This window comes from Roseicella frigidaeris (assembly GCF_003258945.1).
Lineage (GTDB): Bacteria > Pseudomonadota > Alphaproteobacteria > Acetobacterales > Acetobacteraceae > Paracraurococcus > Paracraurococcus frigidaeris.
In genome coordinates, this window is record NZ_QLIX01000002.1 from 490,888 (window position 1) to 510,144 (window position 19,257).

Sequence of the window (19,257 nt, forward strand, 5' to 3'; positions counted from 1 at the left end):
CCACGCTCTAGATCGTTGGCCCGGCGGCCGCCGGGGCCGCCGTCGTGGCCGCCTGCTGCGCCGGCGCCCGGTCCTCGGCCTGAACGCCCAGGAATTTCAGCTTCCGATGCAGCGCGCTCCGCTCCATGCCGACGAAATTCGCGGTCCGGCTGATATTGCCGCCGAAGCGCAGGAGCTGCGCCTCGAGATACTGCTTCTCGAACAGCTCCCGCGCCTCGCGCAACGGCAGCGTCATGATCTCCGAGGACCGATCGAGTTTCAGCATGGCCGGCGCCGCCGAGCCTACCTCAGGCGGCAGCATCTCGGCCCGGATCGGGTCGCGCGCCTCGCCTGGCGCCATGATCAGCAGCCAGTCGATGAGGTTGCGGAGCTGGCGGACATTGCCCGGCCAGTCATAGGCCTGCAGCGCCGCCAGCGTGTCCTCGGCCAGCTCGCGCGCCGGGATGCCGGAGAGCTCGGCCGAGCGGATCATGAAATGCCGCGCCAAGGCCGGCACATCCTCGCGCCGCTCGCGCAGGGAGGCGATCTTCAGCGGCACCACCGCCAGGCGGTAATAGAGATCCTCGCGGAAGCGGCCGGCGCCGATCTCGGCCTGCAGGTCGCGGTTGGTGGTGGCGAGCACCCGCACATCCACCTTCACCCGCGTCGCCCCGCCCACCCGCTCGAAGCCCTGCTCCTGCAAGGCGCGGACGATCTTGCCCTGGGTCTCGAGGGGCATGTCCGCCACCTCGTCGAGCAGCAGGGTGCCGCCATGGGCGCGCTCCAGCACGCCGGCGCGGCGCGGCGCCGCCTGCGGGTCGGTCCCCGCCTCGAGGCCGAACAGCTCCTCCTCGAAACGGCCGGGATTGAGGGTGGCGCAGTTGAGCGCGACGAAGGGCCCGTCCGCGCGGCGCGAGCGGGCATGGATCATCCGCGCCGCGACCTCCTTGCCCGAGCCGGCCGGGCCGGTGATCAGCACGCGGGAGCCGGTCGGCGCCACCCGCTCGATGGCGGTGCGGAGCTGGTTGATGGCCTGGGAGACCCCGACCAGCTCGGTCTCCGGCCCGGCCCGCAGCCGCAACTCGGAATTCTCCCGCCGCAGCCGCGCCGCCTCCAGCGCGCGCGCGACGACGAGGAGCAACCGGTCCGAGTTGAAGGGCTTCTCGATGAAGTCGTAGGCCCCCTGCTGGATGGCCCGCACCGCGGTCTCGATCGTGCCGTGGCCGGAGATCATCACCACCGGGATCTGCGGTTCCTCGCGGTGCAGGGCGCCCAGGATGCCGAGGCCGTCGAGCTTCGAGTTCTGCAGCCAGATATCCAGGACCACCAGGGACGGGCGCCGCTGCTTGAAAGCCGCCAGCGCGGTGTCGCTGTTGTGGGCCTGTCGCGTCTCGTAGCCCTCATCCGTCAGGATGCCCTCGATGAGGGCACGGATGTCCGGCTCGTCGTCGACGATCAGGATCTCATGCGCCATGCGCGCGCCTCATGCTCCCATCCGGACGGTCACTCTCCGCTGCCAGGGACCGATCCTGCGCCGGCCGCCAGGGCAGGGTCAGCACGGCCCGGGCGCCACCGGGCGCTGTGCCCTGGCCCGGGTCGGGGGGCCTGTCCTCGAGCCCCAGCCTACCGCCATGGTCCTCCATGATCTTCTTCACGATGGCAAGGCCGAGGCCGGTTCCTTTCGCCTTGTGCGTGACATAGGGTTCGGCCAGCCTTTCCCGCTCCTCGCCCTGGGGAAGGCCGATCCCGTCATCCTCCACGGCGATCGCCACCATATCCTCGCCCGGCTCGACGCGCACGGTGATGTGTCCGGCGGCCTCCCCCGGCGCCCGGGCGGGCGCCGACTCGCCCTCGGCCTGCTGCCGCATGGCGATGCCGTCGGCGGCATTCTGCAGCAGGTTGGTCAGGGCCTGGCCGAGAAGGCGGCGGTCACAGGGCACGACCGGGGCCGCCTCCGGCAGCACGACCCGATACTCGATCTCGGGATGCGCGTCCCGCTGCAGCACCAAGGCCTCGCGCAGCACCTGGCCGAGATCCTCCGGCTTAATCACCGGCTGCGGCATCCGGGCGAAGGCGCTGAACTCATCGACCATGCGGCCGATATCGCCGACCTGCCGGACGATGGTGTCGGTGCAGGCGCGGAAGGTGTCGGGATCCGACTGGATCTCCTTTAGGTAGCGCCGCTTCAGCCGTTCGGCGGAGAGCTGGATCGGCGTCAGCGGGTTCTTGATCTCATGCGCGATCCGCCGCGCCACATCCGCCCAGGCCGCCTTCCGCTGCGCCGAGAGCAGCTCGGTGATGTCGTCGAAGGTCAGCACGTAGCCGGCGATGCGCGGCGCCGCGCCGGTCTCGGGCGGCGCCTGCAGCTCCGCACCGATCTGTGCCAGCAAGGTCCGCCGGTTCGAGGGCGGACCGATGCGGATCTCGGCGGTGATGGCCCGCTCCGGCGCCCCGGCCGTCTCCTCGACCACGCGGGCGAGCAGCGGCGCGAATTCCGGCACCACCGCGCCGAGCGGCAAGCCGATCGCGGCGTCGAGGTCGAGCCCGAGCAGCTCGCTCGCCCGGCGGTTCGGCAGGTTGATCCGGCCATCCGCCTCCAGGCCGAGAACGCCGGCCGAGACGCCGGCCAGCACCGCCTCGGTGAAGCGCCGGCGGTCATCGATCTGCCGATAGGCCTGCATCAGCTCGGCCCGCTGCGCCGCGAGCTGGTTGGTCATCCGATTGAAGGCGCGCGTCAGGCTGGAGAGTTCCTCATCCGTCGCCGCCTCCTCGACGCGCGTGGTGAGGTCGCCGGCCCGGACCCGCTCGGCCGCCACGATCAGCCGCCCGATCGGCCGGGCGAGCTGGTTGGCCAGCACCAGGCCGATCAACACCGCCGCCAGCAGCACCAGCAGCGCGGCGACGGCGAAGATCATGATGAAGGTGAGCTGCAAGCCGTAGCGGTTGCGGTCGAGCTGCTCGTATTGGGCCACCTCGCGCTCGGCCCGCTGCTGGTTGTTCACCACCTCGGGGTCGACCGGCCGGCCGATCAGCAGCATCAGCATCGGCCGGCTGTCGAGGGCGACCACGGCCCGCACCCGGCCCGCCTGCTCATCCGGCAGCACCGCGACATCGCCCTGCTTGGCCATGTCGATCGCCCAGTCGGGCGGCGGGTCGAGGGCGAAATTGGCGGTCGGGCCGTATTGCGCCATGGGCCGCCGCAGGGTCGGGTCGAAGACCACCGACTCGGTGAGGCCGCGCAGCAGCGTGTGGGTGGCGAGCACCTGGGCGAAGCTGCGCCCCTGATCGGCGAGAAGCTGGCCGCCGGCGCGGTTGAGGTCGTTGGCCATGGCCAGCGCATCGCCACGGATATTGTTGCGGTGCTCCTCCAGATAGGCCTGCGCCACCTGCCGGCTGGCCTCCAGCGCCGTGCGGACGCGGTCGCTGAACCAGGCCTGGATGCCGAGGTTGAAGAAGGCGGCGGCGAACCCGGCGACCAGGATGGAGGGCACCACCGCCACCACGCCGAAGAGCAGCACCAGCCGCACATGCAGCCGTGCCCCGGCCGAGCCGCGCCGCCGCTCCGCCCAGACCCGTACCAGCCGCCCGGCCAAGGAGGCGCCGAGCAGGCAGAGCACGAGCAGGCTGACCAGCATCAGCCCCATCTCGACCCCCGGCCGGGTCGGGCCGAAGGGGCTGCCGTTGGAGAGCACGGTGAAGGTGGCGATGCCGAGCAGCAGCGCCCCGACCGCGAGGCCGAGCGTCATGCCGCGGCCGAGCAGCAGGTCGGCGACCCGCCGCAGCACGCCGCGGCGTCCGGCCGGTGCCTCCCCCTCCCCCAGCCGCCGCCCCGCGGGGCGCGGGACACGCATCAGCCGAGCCCGCGCACCACGGGCAGGTCGAGCTCGCGGATCTTCTTGCGCAGCGTGTTGCGGTTCAGCCCGAGCATGGCAGCGGCCTTGATCTGGTTGCCCCGGGTCGCGCCGAGCACCAGGCGGAGCAACGGCCGCTCGACCTCGGCGAGCACCCGATCATAGAGGTCCCGCACCGGCATGCCATCCTTATGCGCGGCGACGAAGCCCTTGAGATGCCGCTCGACCGCCTGCTCCAGCGTCTCCGGCCCGCGCGCCCCGCCCGGCTCGGCGGGCGGCTCGGCCTCGGAGAGCTCGGTGCCGACCGCCTCGGCATCGATCGTCTCCTGCGGGTAGAGGGCGGCCAACCGTCGCATCAGGTTCTCCAGCTCGCGGGCATTGCCGGGCCAGGAATGCTGCTTCAGCCGCTCCACCGCCTCGGCGCTGAGCTGCTTCTGCGGCAGGCCGGCGGCGCGGGCACGGTCGAGGAAGTGGCGCGCCAGCAGGGGGATGTCCTCCAGCCGCTCGCGCAGCGGCGGCAGGCGGATCGGCACCACGTTCAGGCGGTAGAACAGGTCCTCGCGGAACACGCCCTGGCGGATGGATTGCCGCAGGTCGCGATGGGTCGCCGCCACGATCCGCACATTGGCCTTGATCGGGTTGCGGCCGCCGACGGTGGTGAACTCGCCCTCCTGCAGCACCCGCAGCAGCCGGGTCTGCGCCTCGGGCGGCATGTCGCCGATCTCGTCGAGGAAGAGGGTGCCGCCGGCCGCCTGCTCGAAGCGGCCGATGCCGCGGTTCAGCGCCCCGGTGAAGGCGCCCCGCTCATGGCCGAACAACTCGCTTTCGATCAGCTCGCGCGGGATCGCCGCCATGTTGATGGCGACGAAGGGCCCGCCGCGGCGGCGCCCGTAATCGTGCAGGGCGCGCGCCACCAGCTCCTTGCCGGTGCCCGACTCGCCGGTGATCATCACCGTCAGGTCGGTGGTCGTGAGGCGCGCGACGGTGCGGTAGATCTCCTGCATCGCCGGGCTGCGGCCGACCAGGGGCAGGCGCTCGCCGGCCTCGTCCTCGCTCTCCCCGGCCACCGGCGGCTGCGGCGCCGCCAGCGCCCGCTCCACCACCGCCATCAGCTCCTTCAGGTCGAAGGGCTTGGGCAGGTATTCGAAGGCGCCGCGCTGGGCGGCCTTCAGCGCCGTCATGAAGGTGCTCTGCGCGCTCATCACCACGACGCGGAGCTCGGGCCGGATCCGCTTGATGCGGGGGACCAGGTCGAGGCCGTTCTCGTCCGGCATGACCACATCGGTGATGACGAGGTCGCCCTCGCCATCCTCGACCCAGCGCCAGAGCGTCGAGGCGGAGGAGGTGGCACGCACCTGGTAGCCCGAGCGCCCCAGCGCCTGGCTGAGCACGGTGCGGATCGCCCGGTCGTCATCGGCGACCAGGATGGTACGGCTGTCGTTCATCATCGGCTCTTGGCGCGGGGGCCGGTGCCGCGCTCGGCGGCCCGGGGGGCCGCCTCCGGCCGGCGAACGGCAGCGGGCGGCATGGCAAGGGAAAGGCGGAAGGCGGTGCGGCCGGGGCGGCTGTCGCATTCGATCAGGCCGCCCTGATCGGCGACGAGCTTGGCGACCAGCGCCAGGCCCAGCCCCTGCCCGCCCCGTTTGGTGGTCACGAAGGGCTCGAACAGCGTGGCGCGGACCGGCTCGGGGATGCCGGGCCCGTTGTCCCGCACGCTGACCTGCAGGGGCAGGTGCACGCGGTCCCGGCTGCCCGGCACGGCGATCCGCACGCCATGATGGTAGGCGGTGGAAAGGACGATCTCGCCTGCCACAGGATCAACGGCTTCCGCGGCATTCTTCACCAGGTTCAGCAGGATCTGCACGAGCTGGTCGCGGTTGCCCCAGACCTGCGGCAGGGAGGGATCGTAATCCACCAGGATCCGCAGATGCGCCGCGAAGCCGGTCTGGGCGACGCGCCGGACATGGTCCAGCACCTGATGGATGTTCACCGGCCCGAGCTCGACCGGCCGGTCCGAGAACATGTCCATCCGGTCGACCAGGCCGCGGATGCGGTCGGCCTCGTCCTGGATGAGTTGGCAGAGCTCCCGGTCGCCCTCATCGAGGCTGGATTGCTCGAGCAATTGCGCCGCGCCGCGGATGCCGGAGAGCGGGTTCTTCACCTCATGCGCGAGCATCTCGGCCATGGCCGAGGCGCCGCGCGCCGCGCCGAGGAAGTTGAGCTGGCGGTTCATCATCTGCGCCGTCGAGCCGTCCTGCAGGGTGAGCACCACCCCGCCCGGCATCTCGGGCAGCGGCGCCCCATGCGCCGTCACCCCGCGCCGGTGCAGCCGCGGGCTCTCGAGCGCCAGGTCGTGGTCGGAGACCGGCGCCTCGTGCTGCCGCACCTGGCGAAGCAGCGCCAGGAGCCGGCTGTCCTCGGGCAGCAGGTCGGCGAGCCGGATGGTGGCGAGGGTCGGGAAGGAGAGCTGGAAGAACAGCTCCGCCGCCGGGTTGGCGTAGCGGAAGCGGTCCTCGCCATCGAGGACCACCGCCGGCATGGGCAGGGCGGAGAGGATCGCCGCGGCCTCGGGCAGCGGCGTGACATGCGCCGGCTTGGGGGCGGGCTTGGCCGGCAAGGTGGCCCGGGGCCGGGCCGCGAGGGCGCCGCTCATGCCGCGAGGCGCTCGCCGTCCAGCGACAGGCCGCGGGCGTGGAAGGCCGCTCGCGCCGCCTCCAGCCCCTGATCGAGCAATGGCTGGTAGAAGGCCTGGATCAGGGACTCCACTGCCGCCGGCGTGTCGACCTGGTTGATCCGGGCGCGGAACTCCGCCGAGCCGGGCAGGCCCTTGGAGTACCAGGCGATGTGCTTGCGGGCCAGGCGCACCCCGGTCTGGTTCCCATGGTGCTCGAGCATGTCGCGGTAATGCCCGAGCAGGACATCCAATTGCTCGCCGAGGCTCGGCTCGGCCGGCGGCAGGCCGGTGGCGAGATAGGCGGCGACCTGCCGGGGGAACCAGGGGCGGCCATAGCAGCCGCGGCCGATCATCACCCCGTCGGCGCCGGATTGCCGCAGCGCCTCGGCGGCCTGCTCCACGGTCAGGATGTCGCCATTCACCAGGACGGGGATCCGCACCGCCTCCTTCACCTGCCGCACGAAGGCCCAGTCGGCGGTGCCGGTGTAGAGCTGCTGCCGGGTGCGGCCATGGATGGTGACGAGCCGGATGCCGCAGGACTCGGCGATGTGGGCCAGGCGCGGCGCATTGAGCGAGGCATGGTCCCAGCCCATGCGCATCTTCAGGGTGACGGGCACGGAGACGGCCCGCGCCGTCGCCTCGAGGATGGCGGCGGCCCGCGTCTCGTCGCGCATCAGGGCGCTGCCGGCCTGCTGCCCAACCGCCACCTTCTTCACCGGGCAGCCGAAATTGATGTCGATGATGGCCGCGCCGCGATCGGCGGCGAGCCGCGCCGCCTCCGCCATCACGGCGGGCTCGCAGCCGGCGAGCTGCACGGCCGAGGGGGCGCCGAAGCCATCCACCTCGGCCATCTTCAGGGTCTGGCGATTCTCCCGGACCATGGCCTGGGAGGCGATCATCTCGCTCACCACCATGCCGGTGCCCTGGGCCCGGGCGAGGCGGCGGAAGGGCAGGTCGGTGACGCCGGACATGGGCGCCAGATAGACCGGCGTCTCGATCTGCACGGGACCGACCGCGAGCGACCGCAATCCGGGCACGGGAGACGGCCGGCCGTCGCCGAGGGGCGTTTCGATGCTCATGATTTGGGCAAGCTAGGCCAAGACCGGGCATTCGGCAACGCGTCCCTGGACGCAAAGTGACAGTTTTCATCATCTCGACCCGACGGCTGGGACGCGGCCGGGCGAAAGTGGCAGGCCGGGCCAATTCACGCCTCCGGGCGATACCGCCCTGCGGCGATCGGCGCCTGGGGCGGGTGGCGAGCCGATTCACGCCTCCGGGCGATACCGCCCTGCGGCGATCGGCTCTAGGGTGCCGCCGATGACGATTGCCGCCCTTCTGATGACCGCCGGCCGGGGCACCCGCTTCGGGGCCGACCAGCCGAAGCAGTACCTGCCCCTGCTGGGCCGGCCGGTGCTGCGGCACGCCGCCGAGGCGCTCCTGGCCGAGGCCACGGTCACGCTGCTGCAGCCGGTCTGCGCCGCCGGCGAGGAGGCGCGGGTCGCGGGGCTGCTGCAAGGCCTGCCGGCCCTGCCCCCGGTGCCCGGCGGCGCCACGCGGCAGGAGAGCGTCCGCGCCGGGCTCGAGGCCCTGGCGCGGCGCGAGTCGCCGCCCGCGATCGTGCTGGTGCATGACGCGGCGCGGCCGGTGATCCCGCCCGGGACCATCCCGGCCCTGCTGGCGGCGCTCGCCCGTGCGCCCGGCGCCATCCCGGCGCAGCCGGTCGCCGACACCATCAAGCGCGGCGCCGAGGGCATCGTCCTGGCGACCCTGCCCCGCGCCGGCCTCTACCGCGCCCAGACCCCGCAGGCCTTCCGCTTCGAGACGCTGCTCGCCGCGCACCGCGCCACGGCGGAGGAGGCGACCGACGATGCCCAGCTCCTCGAGGGCATGGGGGCCGGCGTCGCCCTGGTCCCCGGCGCCGAGACCAATGTGAAGATCACCTTCCCCGAGGACCTGGCGCGCGTGGAGGCGCATCTGATGACCCGCATGCTGCCGCGCATCGGCACCGGCTTCGATGTCCACCGGACCGAGCCTGGCCGTCCCATGGTGCTCTGCGGCGTCACCATCCCCTGCGAGTTCGGGCTGGAGGGGCATTCGGACGCCGATGTTGGCATCCATGCGCTCTGCGACGCCATCTACGGCGCCCTTGCCGAGGGCGATATCGGCCGCTGGTTCCCCCCCTCGGAGATGCGCTGGAAGGGGGCCGACAGCGCGCAATTCCTCCGCCATGCGGCCGAGCGCATCGCCGCCCGCGGCGGCGTCCTGGCCAATGCCGACGTCACCCTGCTCTGCGAGCGGCCGAAGATCGGGCCGCACCGCGAGGCGATGCAGGCCCGGCTCGCCGGACTGCTCGGCGTCGAGCCGGAGCGGATCGGGGTGAAGGCGACGACGACCGAGCGGCTCGGCTTCACCGGCCGCGGCGAGGGCATCGCCGCCCAGGCGGCGGCGATGCTGTTGCTGCCTGGTTGAGCCGAGGCGCCGCCGGCCCGGCGCGCCGCCCTGCTCGAGGCTCTCTACTCGCTGCCCTGGGACCGCGCCCGCGCCAGCACCGCCTGGCGCACCGGCGCGGGCTGCGTCTCCAGCGCGCCGAGTAGGGCTTTGACCGTCCGGCGGGCGTCGTAGAGCTGGTCGATCAGCGAGAGCACGACCGGCATGGTCTCCTCGGCAACCTCGAGGGTGATGCGGAGCTCGGTCAGCAGCCGCACCCGGGCCACATCCACCTCGGTGAAGATCCAGGCGCCATCCGGCGCCCGTTCCGCCCGCAGCCAGCACCGCTCGATCCAGAGCGTGATCTCGGCCTGCGGCGCCTCGGGGACCAGCCCGAGCAATTCCTCGATCCGGATCATGCCCGCATTCCCGCCCATGGGCCCGCCCGCGGGTTGCTGCCATCCTGCGGCTTCCAGTCGCGCAGGAACGCCTCCAGCGCCGGATCCGGCCCCTTCGGCATCACCACGTGCAGCACCGCGATCTGGTGCCCGCCATCGACGCCGCGGCCGCGCAGCCGCAGCCGCGTGCCCTCGCCGGAATAGGGCGGGATGGTCATGGTCACCGGCCCCTCGATGGTCGGCACCTCGACCCTGGCGCCGAGCAGCGCCTCCTGCAGCGTCACCGGCAGGTCGAGCAGGATGTCCTTGCCCTCGCGCCGGAAGAGCGGGTGCGGCTCGATCTCCACCACCGCGAGGATGTCGCCGGCGGGCGCCCCCTCGCCGCGGCCCGGCATGCCCTGGCCGGCGAGGCGCAGCACCGTCCCGTCCTCCGCCCCCTTCGGAATGGTCAGGTTGACCCGGCGGCCATCCGGCAGCGTCACCTGGCGGGTGGCGCCGCGCACCGCATCGAGGAAGGGCACGTGCAGCGCGACCTGGATATCGGCGCCGCGCCGGCGGCCGCCCGCCTGGGCGCGGGCGCCGGCCCCGAAGGCGCGGGACAGGAGATCCTCGAAATCCTCGGCCTCGTAGCTGCCGCCCGGCGCCTCGCCGCCGAAGCCATGGCTGCGCGACTGGTAGCGGGCGCCCTGCGGCGCCTCCGCCCATTCCCGCCAGCCGCCGCCCGGCGGCGCCCGCTCGGCGCCGGAGGCGTCGATCTCGCCGCGGTCGAAGCGGCCGCGCTGCTCCGGATCGGAGAGCAGGGCGTTGGCGGCGCTGATCGCCTTGAAGCGCGCCTCGGCCTCCGGCTTGTCCGGGTTGGTGTCCGGGTGCCACTGCTTGGCCAGGCGTCGATAGGCCTTGCGGATCTCCTCCGCCGAGGCGGTCTTCGGCACGCCGAGGATCTGATAGGGGTCATCCACGCCGCCAGTCACTCCTGCCCAACTCGTCTCGTCCGGCGGCCTGCCGGCCTCAGGCGGCCGCATCCCTGCCCCGGCCCGGCGTCCGGGCGCGCCGCGCCGGCCCCTTCAACCGGTGGCCGGGTGCGCGGTTTCGGCCGGCTCAGGCGAGCGGCCGGACCTCCTGCCGCACCCAGTCGAGGAAGGCCATATCCCCGGCCGCCGCCGGCAGCGCCAGGATCGCCGGCGTCTCATAGCCGTGCAACGCGCGGATCCGGGCGCAGAGCGCCGGGAAGCGGCCGGCGCTGGTCTTGGCGACGAAGCCCGCCTCCGCCTCCTCCCGGATCTCCCCGTCCCAGCGATAGATCGCCCGGTGGCCGGGCAGCAGGTTGACGCAGGCGGCGAGCCGCTCCTCGACCAGGGCGCGGCCGATCCGCCGCGCCTCGGCCTCGTCGGCGGCGGTCACATAGACCCAGTAGACCGCCTCGCCCGCCGCCTGGTGCCCCGCCGCGTCCATGGCCGTCAGGCGCGCTCCAGGATGGAGACGTAATTGGCGACCGCGGCGCCGCCCATGTTGAAGATACCGCCGATCTCCGCCTTCGGAAGCTGCATCGCCCCGGCCGTGTCGGTGAGCTGCATGGCGGTCAGCACATGCATGGAGATGCCGGTGGCGCCGATCGGGTGGCCCTTCGACTTGAGCCCGCCGGAGCGGTTCACCGGCAGCCGGCCATCGGCCGCCGTCCAGCCCTCGAGCGCCGCCCGCGCGCCCTGCCCCTCGGGCGTGAGGCCCATCGCCTCGTATTCCAGCAGCTCGGCGATGGTGAAGCAGTCATGCGTCTCGACGAAGGAGAGGTCGGTGACCGCCCCGAGCCCGGCCTGGTCGAGCGCCCGGGTCCAGGCCTCGCGCGGCCCTTCGAAGCGGGTGATGTCGCGGGCGGCGATGGGCAGGAAGTCGTTCACCTGCACCGCGGCGCGGAAGCGCACCGCCTTCTGCATCGCCTTCGCGGTCTCGGCATCGGTGATGACCAGCGCCGCGGCGCCGTCCGAGACCAGGGAACAGTCGGTCCGCTTCAGCGGCGGGGCGACGAAGGGGTTCTTCTCGCTCTCGGCGCGGCAGAAGGCGAAGCCGAGATCCTTGCGCATCTGCGCCCAGGGATTGTCGACGCCGTTCTTGTGATTCTTGGCGGCGATCGCCGCGAGCGCGTCGGACTGGTCGCCATGGCGCTGGAAATAGGCCTCGGCGATGCGGCCGAAGACGCCGGCGAAGCCGCCTTTGATGTCCTGCTCGGTCTTGCGGTAGCTGGCGTTCAGCAGGATCTCGCCGACCTGGGGCCCGGGCGTCGCCGTCATCTTCTCGGCGCCGAGCACGAGGGCGAAGCGGCCGCGGCCGGCGGCCAGGAAGTCGAGCGCGCCATGGATCGCGGCGGTGCCCGTCGCGCAGGCATTCTCATAGCGGGTGATCGGCTTGAACCGGAGTTCCGGGACCGATTGCAGGATCAGGGAGCTGGGAAAACCCTGGTTGGTGAAGCCCTCGCCGAAGACGCCGACGAAGCCGGCATCGATCTCGGCGGGCGAGATCCCGGCATCCTCGATGGCGGCGCGGCCGACCCGGGCGAGCAGGCTCTCCAGATCCGGCTCCTCCGCCTTGCCGAAGGGGGTATGGGCCCAGCCGACGATGCAGGCCTCGGGCGCAGCCAGGGTGGGGGCAGGCATGGGTTCCTCCGTGCGGTTGCGCATGAGGATAGGCATCCCGGGCCGCCCCCGCTACCGCCCTGCCCCGCCGCATGCTCAACTCGGCCCGAAAAGGATAGGGAGCGAACGGATGAGCTGGCAGCCCGAACTGGACGAGCTCGCCCGCCGGCAGGCGATGGCGGAGGCGATGGGCGGGCCCGACAAGGTGAAGCGGCAGCACGATGGCGGCCGGCTGACGGTGCGCGAGCGGATCGATGGCATGGTCGATCCCGGCAGCTTCCACGAGGTCGGCGCCATCGCCGGGCGCGGCGAGTACGGGCCGGATGGCAACCTTGCCGGCTTCACCCCCTCCAACTGCGTCATGGGCCGCGGGCTGGTGGAGGGAAGGCCGGTGGTGGTGGTGGGGGACGACTTCACCGTCCGGGGCGGCAGCGCCGATGCCACCATCAAGGAGAAGCCGATCATGGCGGAGCGGATGGCGGCCGATCTCCGCCTGCCGATCATCCGCATCATCGAGGGCTCGGGCGGCGGCGGCTCGGTCAAGACCATCGAGACAACCGGGCGGGCCAACCTGCCGGGCGGCGTCGGCGGCACCTGGCTCTACCACCATACCGGCGACAACCTGGCGCGGGTGCCGGTGGTCGGGCTCGGCCTCGGCTCGGTCGCCGGGCTCGGCGCGGCGCGGCTGGCGGCGACGCATTTCTCGGTCATGACCAAGGAGACGAGCGCGATGTTCGTCGCCGGCCCGCCGGTGGTGAACGCGCTCGGCAACAACCTCTCCAAGGCCGAGCTCGGCGGCTGGGAGATCCAGTGCCGGGCCGGCAGCGTCGACCATGCGGTGGACAGCGAGGAAGAGGCCTTCGCCGCCGCCCGCCGCTTCCTCTCCTACCTGCCCGCCTCGGTCTGGGAGCTGCCGCGGCGCCTGCCCTCGGAGGACGATCCGGGCCGCACGGAGGAATCCTGGCTTTCGGTCATCCCGCGCAACCTGCGGCGGCCCTACCGCATCCGGCCCATCATCGAGGGGCTGATGGATCGCGGCTCGGTCTTCGAGATGGGCCAGTATTTCGGCCGCTCCGTCGTCACCTGCCTGGCGCGGCTGGATGGCATGCCGGTCGCGGTGCTGGCCAGCGACCCGATGTTCTATGCCGGCTCCTGGACCGCCGATGCCTGCGCCAAGGTGATCCGCTTCGTCGACCTGGCCGAGACCTTCCACCTGCCGGTCGTCTACCTGATGGACTGCCCGGGCTTCATGATCGGGCTGGAGGCGGAGCAGCGCGGCACCATCCGCTGGGGCGTGCGGGCCATGGCGGCGGTGAACCAGACCACCGTGCCCTGGTGCACGGTGATCCTGCGCAACGCCTTCGGCGTCGCCGGCGTGGTGCACCAGCCGGCCAGCCGCTACTCGGTCCGCTATGCCTGGCCCTCGGCCCGTTGGGGATCGCTACCGCTGGAGGGCGGGATCGAGGCCGCCTACCGCGCCGATCTCGACGCCGCGGAGGACCGCGCGGCCAAGCTCGCCGAGATCGAGACCCGGCTGCAGCAGCTCCGCTCTCCGCTGCGCACGGCCGAGGCCTTCTGGGTGGAGGAGATCATCGACCCGCGGCAGACTCGGCGCCTGCTCTGCGAGTTCGCCGGGCTGGCGGAGCGGGTGCTCGAGCCGGGACAGCGGGCGCACGGCATGCGGCCCTGAGGCGCCGGCCCCGGGGGCGCCGGGGCCGCTTCGCTATTCCAGATAGGCGTCGCGCAACGCCCCGAGCCGCGCGGCATCGAGGCCGAGCCCCTGCTCCAGCAGCAGGGGCAACCCGCCATGCGCCGCGATCGCCCGGTCGAGCGTCTCCTCCAGCAGCTCGGGATGGGTCGAGAGCAGCGCGTCGGCGAGCGGCTTCGGCGTCCCCTCCGGCAGGGAATGGTCGCGCCGCCAGAGCCGGTCGGTGGCGCGGTAATCCTCCAGCACCGTCTGCCGGCTGGCGCCGAGGGCGGTCAGGACCAGCGCCGCGCCGACGCCGGTGCGGTCCTTGCCGGCCGAGCAGTGGAACAGCAGCGCCGGCCGTCCCGGCTCCAGCAGCAGGGCGAAGACCTGCCGGTAGACGCCGATGAAGCGCGCCAGATAGTCGAGATAGGCGCGGCGCAGCAGGGAGACGACGTCCTCGCCGGTCGCCTCCTCGCGGTGCAGCAGGTCGCGCAGGGAGGCGCCGACCGTGGGCTCGATCGGCAGATGCACCCGCTCGGCGCCGGACGGCAGGCGGGAGGGGCGGAGCGCCGCCTCGCGCTCGCCCCGCAGGTCGCAGACCGTGCGCAGCCCCAGCCCGGCGACCCGTGCCTGGTCGGCCTCGGTCAGGTTGGCGAGGCTGGCCGAGCGGTAGATCAGGCCCCGCCGCACATGCCGCCCATCCGCCACCGGCCAGCCCCCGAGGTCGCGGAGGTTGGAAGCGCCCTCCAGGGCGACGGCCCGCGGCAGGTCCTGCACTGTGCTGGTCACGATCGCTTCCCCCTCGGCCGGCCCGCGGCGCCGCGGGCCGGCAGGCGGCACCGCCGCTCCGCTCTAGAACAGTTCCCCGGGCGAGGGAAATCGCCCGGGTCGCGGCGCCGGATCGCCGCGGCGGGGCGGGTTGACGCCGGGGCGAAGCGCTGCGGAGACTCGCCACGCACGAGACTGGAGGAAACGCAGCATGCCCGCCTCATCCCTGTTCGACCTGTCCGGCAAGGTGGCGGTCGTCACCGGCGGCAGCCGCGGCATCGGACGCGCGATCGCCGAGCGCCTGGCCGAGCACGGCGCCAAGGTGGCCGTCTCCTCCCGCAAGCTCGATGCCTGCCAGGCGGTGGTGGACGGCATCGCGGCCAAGGGCGGCGAGGCCTTCGCCTTCGCCTGCAACATCGGCCGCAAGCCCGAGCTGCAGGCGCTCGCCGACGAGACCGTCAGCCGCTACGGCGGCATCGACATCCTGGTCTGCAACGCGGCCATCAACCCGCATTTCGGCCCGGCCATGGGGATCCCCGACGAGGTCTTCGACAAGATGATGGCGACCAACGTCAAATCGAACATGTGGCTGAGCCATATGTGCATCCCCTCGATGGAAGGGCGCGGCGGCGGGGCCATCGTCATCGTCAGTTCGATCGGCGGCTATCGCGGCTCCACCAATCTCGGCGCCTATGCGATCACCAAGGCGGCCGACCTGCAGCTTGCCCGCAACCTCGCCTGCGAGTGGGGGCCGAAGAACATCCGGGTGAACTGCATCGCCCCCGGCCTGATCCGCACCGATTTCGCCCGCGCCCTCTGGGAGGATCCCGCGAATTACAAGAAGCGGACGCGCGACACGCCGCTGAAGCGGATCGGCGAGCCGGACGAGATCGCCGGCGCCGCGGTCTTCCTCGTCAGCCCCGCCGGCAGCTTCATGACCGGGCAGAGCATCGTGATCGATGGCGGCGTGCTGGCCGGGGCGCCGCCGAACAGCGAGGAGTGACGACCCGGCGGCAGCAGCGGCCGCCCGGCCTGGCGCGGCCCCGCTGCTGCCCCGTGGGAGGCGGGCAAAACGGGCCCTGGATTAAGAATCTCGCCATCGCGAGCAGGGCGAATCGGGCTTGCTGGGGCTGCCAGGCGATTCGGGCGAGCCGATAGGGGCGAAACCCTAATCTCTAGCGCAATTCGTGCCACTCTGCACGTCAGCGCATCGGCATGCCCCGCACCGCTTGGGAGAAAGATGTAACAGCGCAGCAAAAAGCCGAAGGCTCAGGTAACAGATGCCTCAAACATGGACAAATGCTTGTTCTGGGCTTTCATGAAGCGATTCAGGACCAAGCGATCCGGCATATTGCGATTGGCGCATGGCATTGCCGACCGTGATTTGCCCGGGCCATGGCTGGTGGTGGGGTTTGGGCTTGCGGAGGAAACCTCCTGTCCGCGTGATTTGCGAACTACAACGCTGCATCGCAACGCAGCAATAAAAGTTTACCGCACTCCGGCTTTGCAAAGCCCATGCTGTCGGCGTTGCGCATTCGTGGCAGCACTTCCAGGGGCCGCCGATGGACACCATGCAGGACATCTTCGCCGATTACGCACGTGCCTATGAGGCCCGCCGGGAATCGGACATGTCGATTTCCGAGTTTCTCGAGGCCTGCAAATCCGACCCGGGCTGCTATGCCTCCGCCCCCGAACGCATCCTCAAGGCGATCGGCGAGCCGGAGGTGGTGGACACCGCGAAGGATGCCCGCCTCGGGCGGATCTTCCTCAACCGGACGATCCGGATCTACCCCGCCTTCTCGGAATTCTACGGCATGGAGGACACGATCGAGCGGATCGTGGGCTTCTTCCGCCACGCCGCGCAGGGGCTCGAGGAGCGCAAGCAGATCCTCTACCTGCTCGGCCCGGTGGGCGGCGGCAAATCCTCCCTCGCCGAGCGCCTGAAGGCGCTGATGGAGCAGGAGCCGGTCTATGTGCTGAAGGCCGGCGACCAGATGAGCCCGGTCTTCGAGAGCCCGCTCGGCCTGTTCGACCCGGAGCGGCTCGGCGGCATGCTCGAGGACCGCTACGGCGTCCCGCGCCGGCGGCTCACCGGGCTGATGAGCCCCTGGGCGCTGAAGCGCCTCGACGAGTTCGGGGGCGACATCTCGAAATTCCGGGTGGTGAAGGTCCGTCCCAGCCGGCTGCGGCAGATCGCCGTCGCCAAGACCGAGCCGGGCGACGAGAACAACCAGGACATCTCCTCGCTGGTCGGCAAGGTCGATATCCGCAAGCTCGAGATGTACGGCCAGAACGACCCGGATGCCTACAGCTTCTCGGGCGGGCTGAACCGGGCCAACCAGGGCATCCTCGAATTCGTCGAGATGTTCAAGGCGCCGATCAAGATGCTGCACCCGCTGCTGACGGCGACGCAGGAAGGCAACTACATCGGCACGGAGAATATCGGCGCCATCCCCTTCCAGGGGATCATCATGGCGCACAGCAACGAGGCGGAGTGGCAGAGCTTCAAGAACAACAAGAACAACGAAGCCTTCATCGACCGCATCTACGTCATCAAGGTGCCCTACTGCCTGCGGGTGACGGAGGAGCAGCGGATCTACGACAAGCTGGTCCGCAGCTCGGAGCTGTCCGCCGCCCCCTGCGCGCCCGCGACGCTCGAGATGCTGGCGCGATTCAGCGTGCTCTCCCGTCTGCGCAAGCATGAGAATTCCAACCTCTACGCCAAGATGCGGGTCTATGACGGCGAGAGCCTGAAGGAGACCGATCCGCGGGCGAAGACGGTGCAGGAATACCGCGACTCGGCCGGCCCGGACGAGGGCATGGACGGCGCCTCCACCCGCTTCGCCTTCAAGGTCCTCGCCGCGACCTTCAACTACGACACGACGGAGATCGCGGCCGATCCGGTCCACCTGATGTACGTGCTGGAACAGTCGATCCGGCGCGAGCAGCTGCCGGACGAGACCGAGAAGCGCTACCTCGAGTTCATCAAGGGCGAGCTGGCGCCACGCTATGCCGAGTTCATCGGCAACGAGATCCAGAAGGCCTATCTCGAATCCTACAACGACTACGGCCAGAATCTCTTCGACCGCTACGTGGCCTATGCCGATGCCTGGGTCGAGGACATGGACTTCAAGGACCCCGACACCGGCCAGATGATGAACCGGGAGCTGCTGAACCAGGAGCTCACCAAGGTCGAGAAGCCGGCCGGCATCGCCAACCCCAAGGATTTCCGCAACGAGGTCGTGAAATTCGCCCTGCGGGCGCGGGCCAACCGTGGCGGGAAGAACCCTTCCTGGACCTCCTATGAGAAGATCCGGGAGGTGATCGAGCGGCGCATGTTCAGCCAGGTGGAGGACCTGCTGCCGGTGATCAGCTTCGGCTCCAAGAAGGACGGCGATACCGAGAAGAAACACGGTGAATTCGTGGCTCGGATGGCCGCCCGCGGCTATACTGAGCGTCAGGTGCGCCGGCTTGTGGAGTGGTACATGCGCGTGAAGCAGGCCGGCTAGTCCCAACCCGAAGGCAGGCCGCTTAATGCAGATCCTGGATCGCCGCCTCAATCCAAGCGGCAAGAGCCTTCCCAACCGGCAACGCTTCCTGCGTCGGGCGAAATCCCTGGTGCAGGAGGCGGTCCGGGATGCCTCTGCGAAGCGTGACATCCGTTCGGCCGACGAGGGGGGCGAGGTCAGCATTCCCCTGCACGGCATCCGCGAGCCGAGCTTTCATCTCGGCTCGGGCGGCATCCGCGACCACGTCCTGCCGGGCAACAAGGAATACCGGGAGGGGGACGAGATCCCCCGCCCACCCGGCGGCGGCGGTGGCGGCGGCTCAGAGGGGGCGCCCGACGGCGGCGGCGAGGATGCGTTCCGCTTCGTCCTCAGCCGGGAGGAATTCCTCTCCCTCTTCCTCGACGACCTGGAACTGCCGGACATGGCCAAGCGGCGCCTGGTGGACGGCGCCGACCCGGCCTGGCACCGGGCCGGCTATTCCGTCTCCGGCTCCCCGGCCAACCTCTCCCTGCCCCGCACCATGCGGAACAGCCTCTCCCGTCGCATCGCCCTGAAGCGGCCGAAGCCCGAGGAGGTGGAGGCGCTGGAGGCGGAGATCGCCGCCCTCGAGGGCAAGCCGGAGCATGCCGAGCGGGTGCTGGCGCTGCGCGCCGAGCTGGAGCGGCAGCTGCTGCGCACCCGGCGGATCCCCTATATCGATCCGATCGACGTCCGCTACCGGCGCTTCGAGCCGGTGCCGAAGCCGGTCGCCCAGGCCGTCATGTTCTGCCTCATGGACGTCTCCGGCTCCATGACCGAGGACATGAAGGACCTCGCCAAGCGCTTCTACACGCTGCTCTATATTTTCCTGCAGCGCCGCTACAAGCATGTGGAGATCGTCTTCATCCGCCACACGCACGAGGCGTCGGAGGTGGACGAGGAGACCTTCTTCCACAGCCGCGAGACCGGCGGCACGCTGGTCTCCACCGCGCTCGAGGAGATGCGCAAGGTGGTGGCGGACCGCTACCCGCCGAACGAGTGGAACATCTATGCCGCCCAGGCCTCGGACGGCGACAACGCCGCCGGGGACAGCCAGAAGACCGCCCGGCTGCTGGTGGATACCATCCTGCCAGCCTGCCAGTACTACGCCTATATCGAGGTCGGCCGCGAGGGCGAGCACGGCATCCCCGGCTTCCCGCGCGGCCCGACCGATCTCTGGCGCACCTACGAAGCGCTGGTGAATGCCGGCGCGCCACTCGCCATGAAGAAGGTCCGCCACCGGCGGGAGATCTTCCCGGTCTTCCGCGAGCTCTTCGCCAAGCGTGGCGTGACCGAAGGGGCCAGCGCATGAACGT

15 protein-coding genes are annotated in these 19,257 nt (G+C 71.1%); 5 read left to right on the forward strand and 10 right to left on the reverse strand.

The genetic code is table 11. From position 1 onward, the window contains the following. Window positions 1-7: 7 nt before the first annotated feature. The 5 genes from ntrX to dusB form a co-directional block, all read right to left on the reverse strand. Window positions 8-1,453, reverse strand: coding sequence for a nitrogen assimilation response regulator NtrX (gene ntrX, locus DOO78_RS05120; protein WP_111468633.1), 1,446 nt, complete (start codon window positions 1,451-1,453; stop codon window positions 8-10). After that, window positions 1,443-3,830: a sensor histidine kinase NtrY-like gene (locus DOO78_RS05125; protein WP_111468634.1), complete on the reverse strand. Its 2,388-nt coding sequence runs from the start codon at window positions 3,828-3,830 to the stop codon at window positions 1,443-1,445. The genes ntrX and DOO78_RS05125 overlap by 11 nt, the downstream gene beginning before the upstream one ends. Further along, entirely contained in the window at window positions 3,830-5,275 is a 1,446-nt protein-coding gene (ntrC, locus tag DOO78_RS05130) for a nitrogen regulation protein NR(I) (RefSeq protein WP_111468635.1), read from the reverse strand. The genes DOO78_RS05125 and ntrC overlap by 1 nt, the downstream gene beginning before the upstream one ends. Further along, entirely contained in the window at window positions 5,275-6,369 is a 1,095-nt protein-coding gene (locus DOO78_RS05135; RefSeq protein ID WP_243634393.1) for an ATP-binding protein, read from the reverse strand. The genes ntrC and DOO78_RS05135 overlap by 1 nt, the downstream gene beginning before the upstream one ends. A gap of 110 nt (window positions 6,370-6,479) precedes the next feature. Beyond that, window positions 6,480-7,583, reverse strand: coding sequence for a tRNA dihydrouridine synthase DusB (gene dusB / locus DOO78_RS05140; RefSeq protein ID WP_111468637.1), 1,104 nt, complete (start codon window positions 7,581-7,583; stop codon window positions 6,480-6,482). 238 nt (window positions 7,584-7,821) lie between these two features. On the opposite strand from dusB, the gene DOO78_RS05145 reads away from it, so the two are divergent. After that, window positions 7,822-8,973, forward strand: coding sequence for a bifunctional 2-C-methyl-D-erythritol 4-phosphate cytidylyltransferase/2-C-methyl-D-erythritol 2,4-cyclodiphosphate synthase (locus DOO78_RS05145; RefSeq protein ID WP_111468638.1), 1,152 nt, complete (start codon window positions 7,822-7,824; stop codon window positions 8,971-8,973). Between the two features lie 44 nt (window positions 8,974-9,017). Here DOO78_RS05145 and DOO78_RS05150 read toward each other — a convergent pair whose 3' ends face one another. The 4 genes from DOO78_RS05150 to DOO78_RS05165 all read right to left on the reverse strand — a co-directional run bounded on the left by DOO78_RS05150 (window position 9,018) and on the right by DOO78_RS05165 (window position 11,977). Beyond that, window positions 9,018-9,350, reverse strand: a complete 333-nt coding sequence (locus DOO78_RS05150) for a hypothetical protein (protein WP_128080001.1) — start codon at window positions 9,348-9,350, stop codon at window positions 9,018-9,020. After that, window positions 9,347-10,288 carry a DnaJ C-terminal domain-containing protein gene (locus DOO78_RS05155; protein ID WP_165838724.1) on the reverse strand — a complete coding sequence of 314 codons (942 nt, stop codon included), beginning with the start codon at window positions 10,286-10,288 and terminating at the stop codon, window positions 9,347-9,349. The genes DOO78_RS05150 and DOO78_RS05155 overlap by 4 nt, the downstream gene beginning before the upstream one ends. A 139-nt stretch (window positions 10,289-10,427) precedes the next feature. Then, window positions 10,428-10,781, reverse strand: a complete 354-nt coding sequence (cutA, locus tag DOO78_RS05160; RefSeq protein WP_111468641.1) for a divalent-cation tolerance protein CutA — start codon at window positions 10,779-10,781, stop codon at window positions 10,428-10,430. A 5-nt stretch (window positions 10,782-10,786) separates the two neighbouring features. Further along, entirely contained in the window at window positions 10,787-11,977 is a 1,191-nt protein-coding gene (locus tag DOO78_RS05165; RefSeq protein WP_111468738.1) for an acetyl-CoA acetyltransferase, read from the reverse strand. A 109-nt stretch (window positions 11,978-12,086) separates the two neighbouring features. Here DOO78_RS05165 and DOO78_RS05170 point away from each other — a divergent pair, with 109 nt between their 5' ends. Next, window positions 12,087-13,646 carry an acyl-CoA carboxylase subunit beta gene (locus DOO78_RS05170; RefSeq protein ID WP_111468642.1) on the forward strand — a complete coding sequence of 520 codons (1,560 nt, stop codon included), beginning with the start codon at window positions 12,087-12,089 and terminating at the stop codon, window positions 13,644-13,646. Between the two features lie 33 nt (window positions 13,647-13,679). Here the strand turns inward: DOO78_RS05170 and DOO78_RS05175 are convergent, their stop codons facing one another. Next, complete coding sequence (locus DOO78_RS05175) at window positions 13,680-14,435, reverse strand: tyrosine-protein phosphatase (RefSeq protein ID WP_165838725.1); 756 nt, start codon at window positions 14,433-14,435, stop codon at window positions 13,680-13,682. 190 nt (window positions 14,436-14,625) lie between these two features. Here DOO78_RS05175 and DOO78_RS05180 point away from each other — a divergent pair, with 190 nt between their 5' ends. The 3 genes from DOO78_RS05180 (at window position 14,626) to DOO78_RS05190 (ending at window position 19,253) form a co-directional block, all read left to right on the forward strand. Continuing rightward, window positions 14,626-15,417 (forward strand): SDR family NAD(P)-dependent oxidoreductase, encoded by a 792-nt coding sequence (locus tag DOO78_RS05180; RefSeq protein ID WP_111468644.1) that lies wholly within the window; start codon window positions 14,626-14,628, stop codon window positions 15,415-15,417. Between the two features lie 559 nt (window positions 15,418-15,976). Then, window positions 15,977-17,923, forward strand: coding sequence for a PrkA family serine protein kinase (locus tag DOO78_RS05185; protein ID WP_111468645.1), 1,947 nt, complete (start codon window positions 15,977-15,979; stop codon window positions 17,921-17,923). 25 nt (window positions 17,924-17,948) lie between these two features. After that, a complete protein-coding gene (locus DOO78_RS05190; RefSeq protein WP_111468646.1) occupies window positions 17,949-19,253 on the forward strand; it encodes a YeaH/YhbH family protein in 1,305 nt (434 codons plus the stop codon). Window positions 19,254-19,257 lie beyond the last annotated feature (4 nt).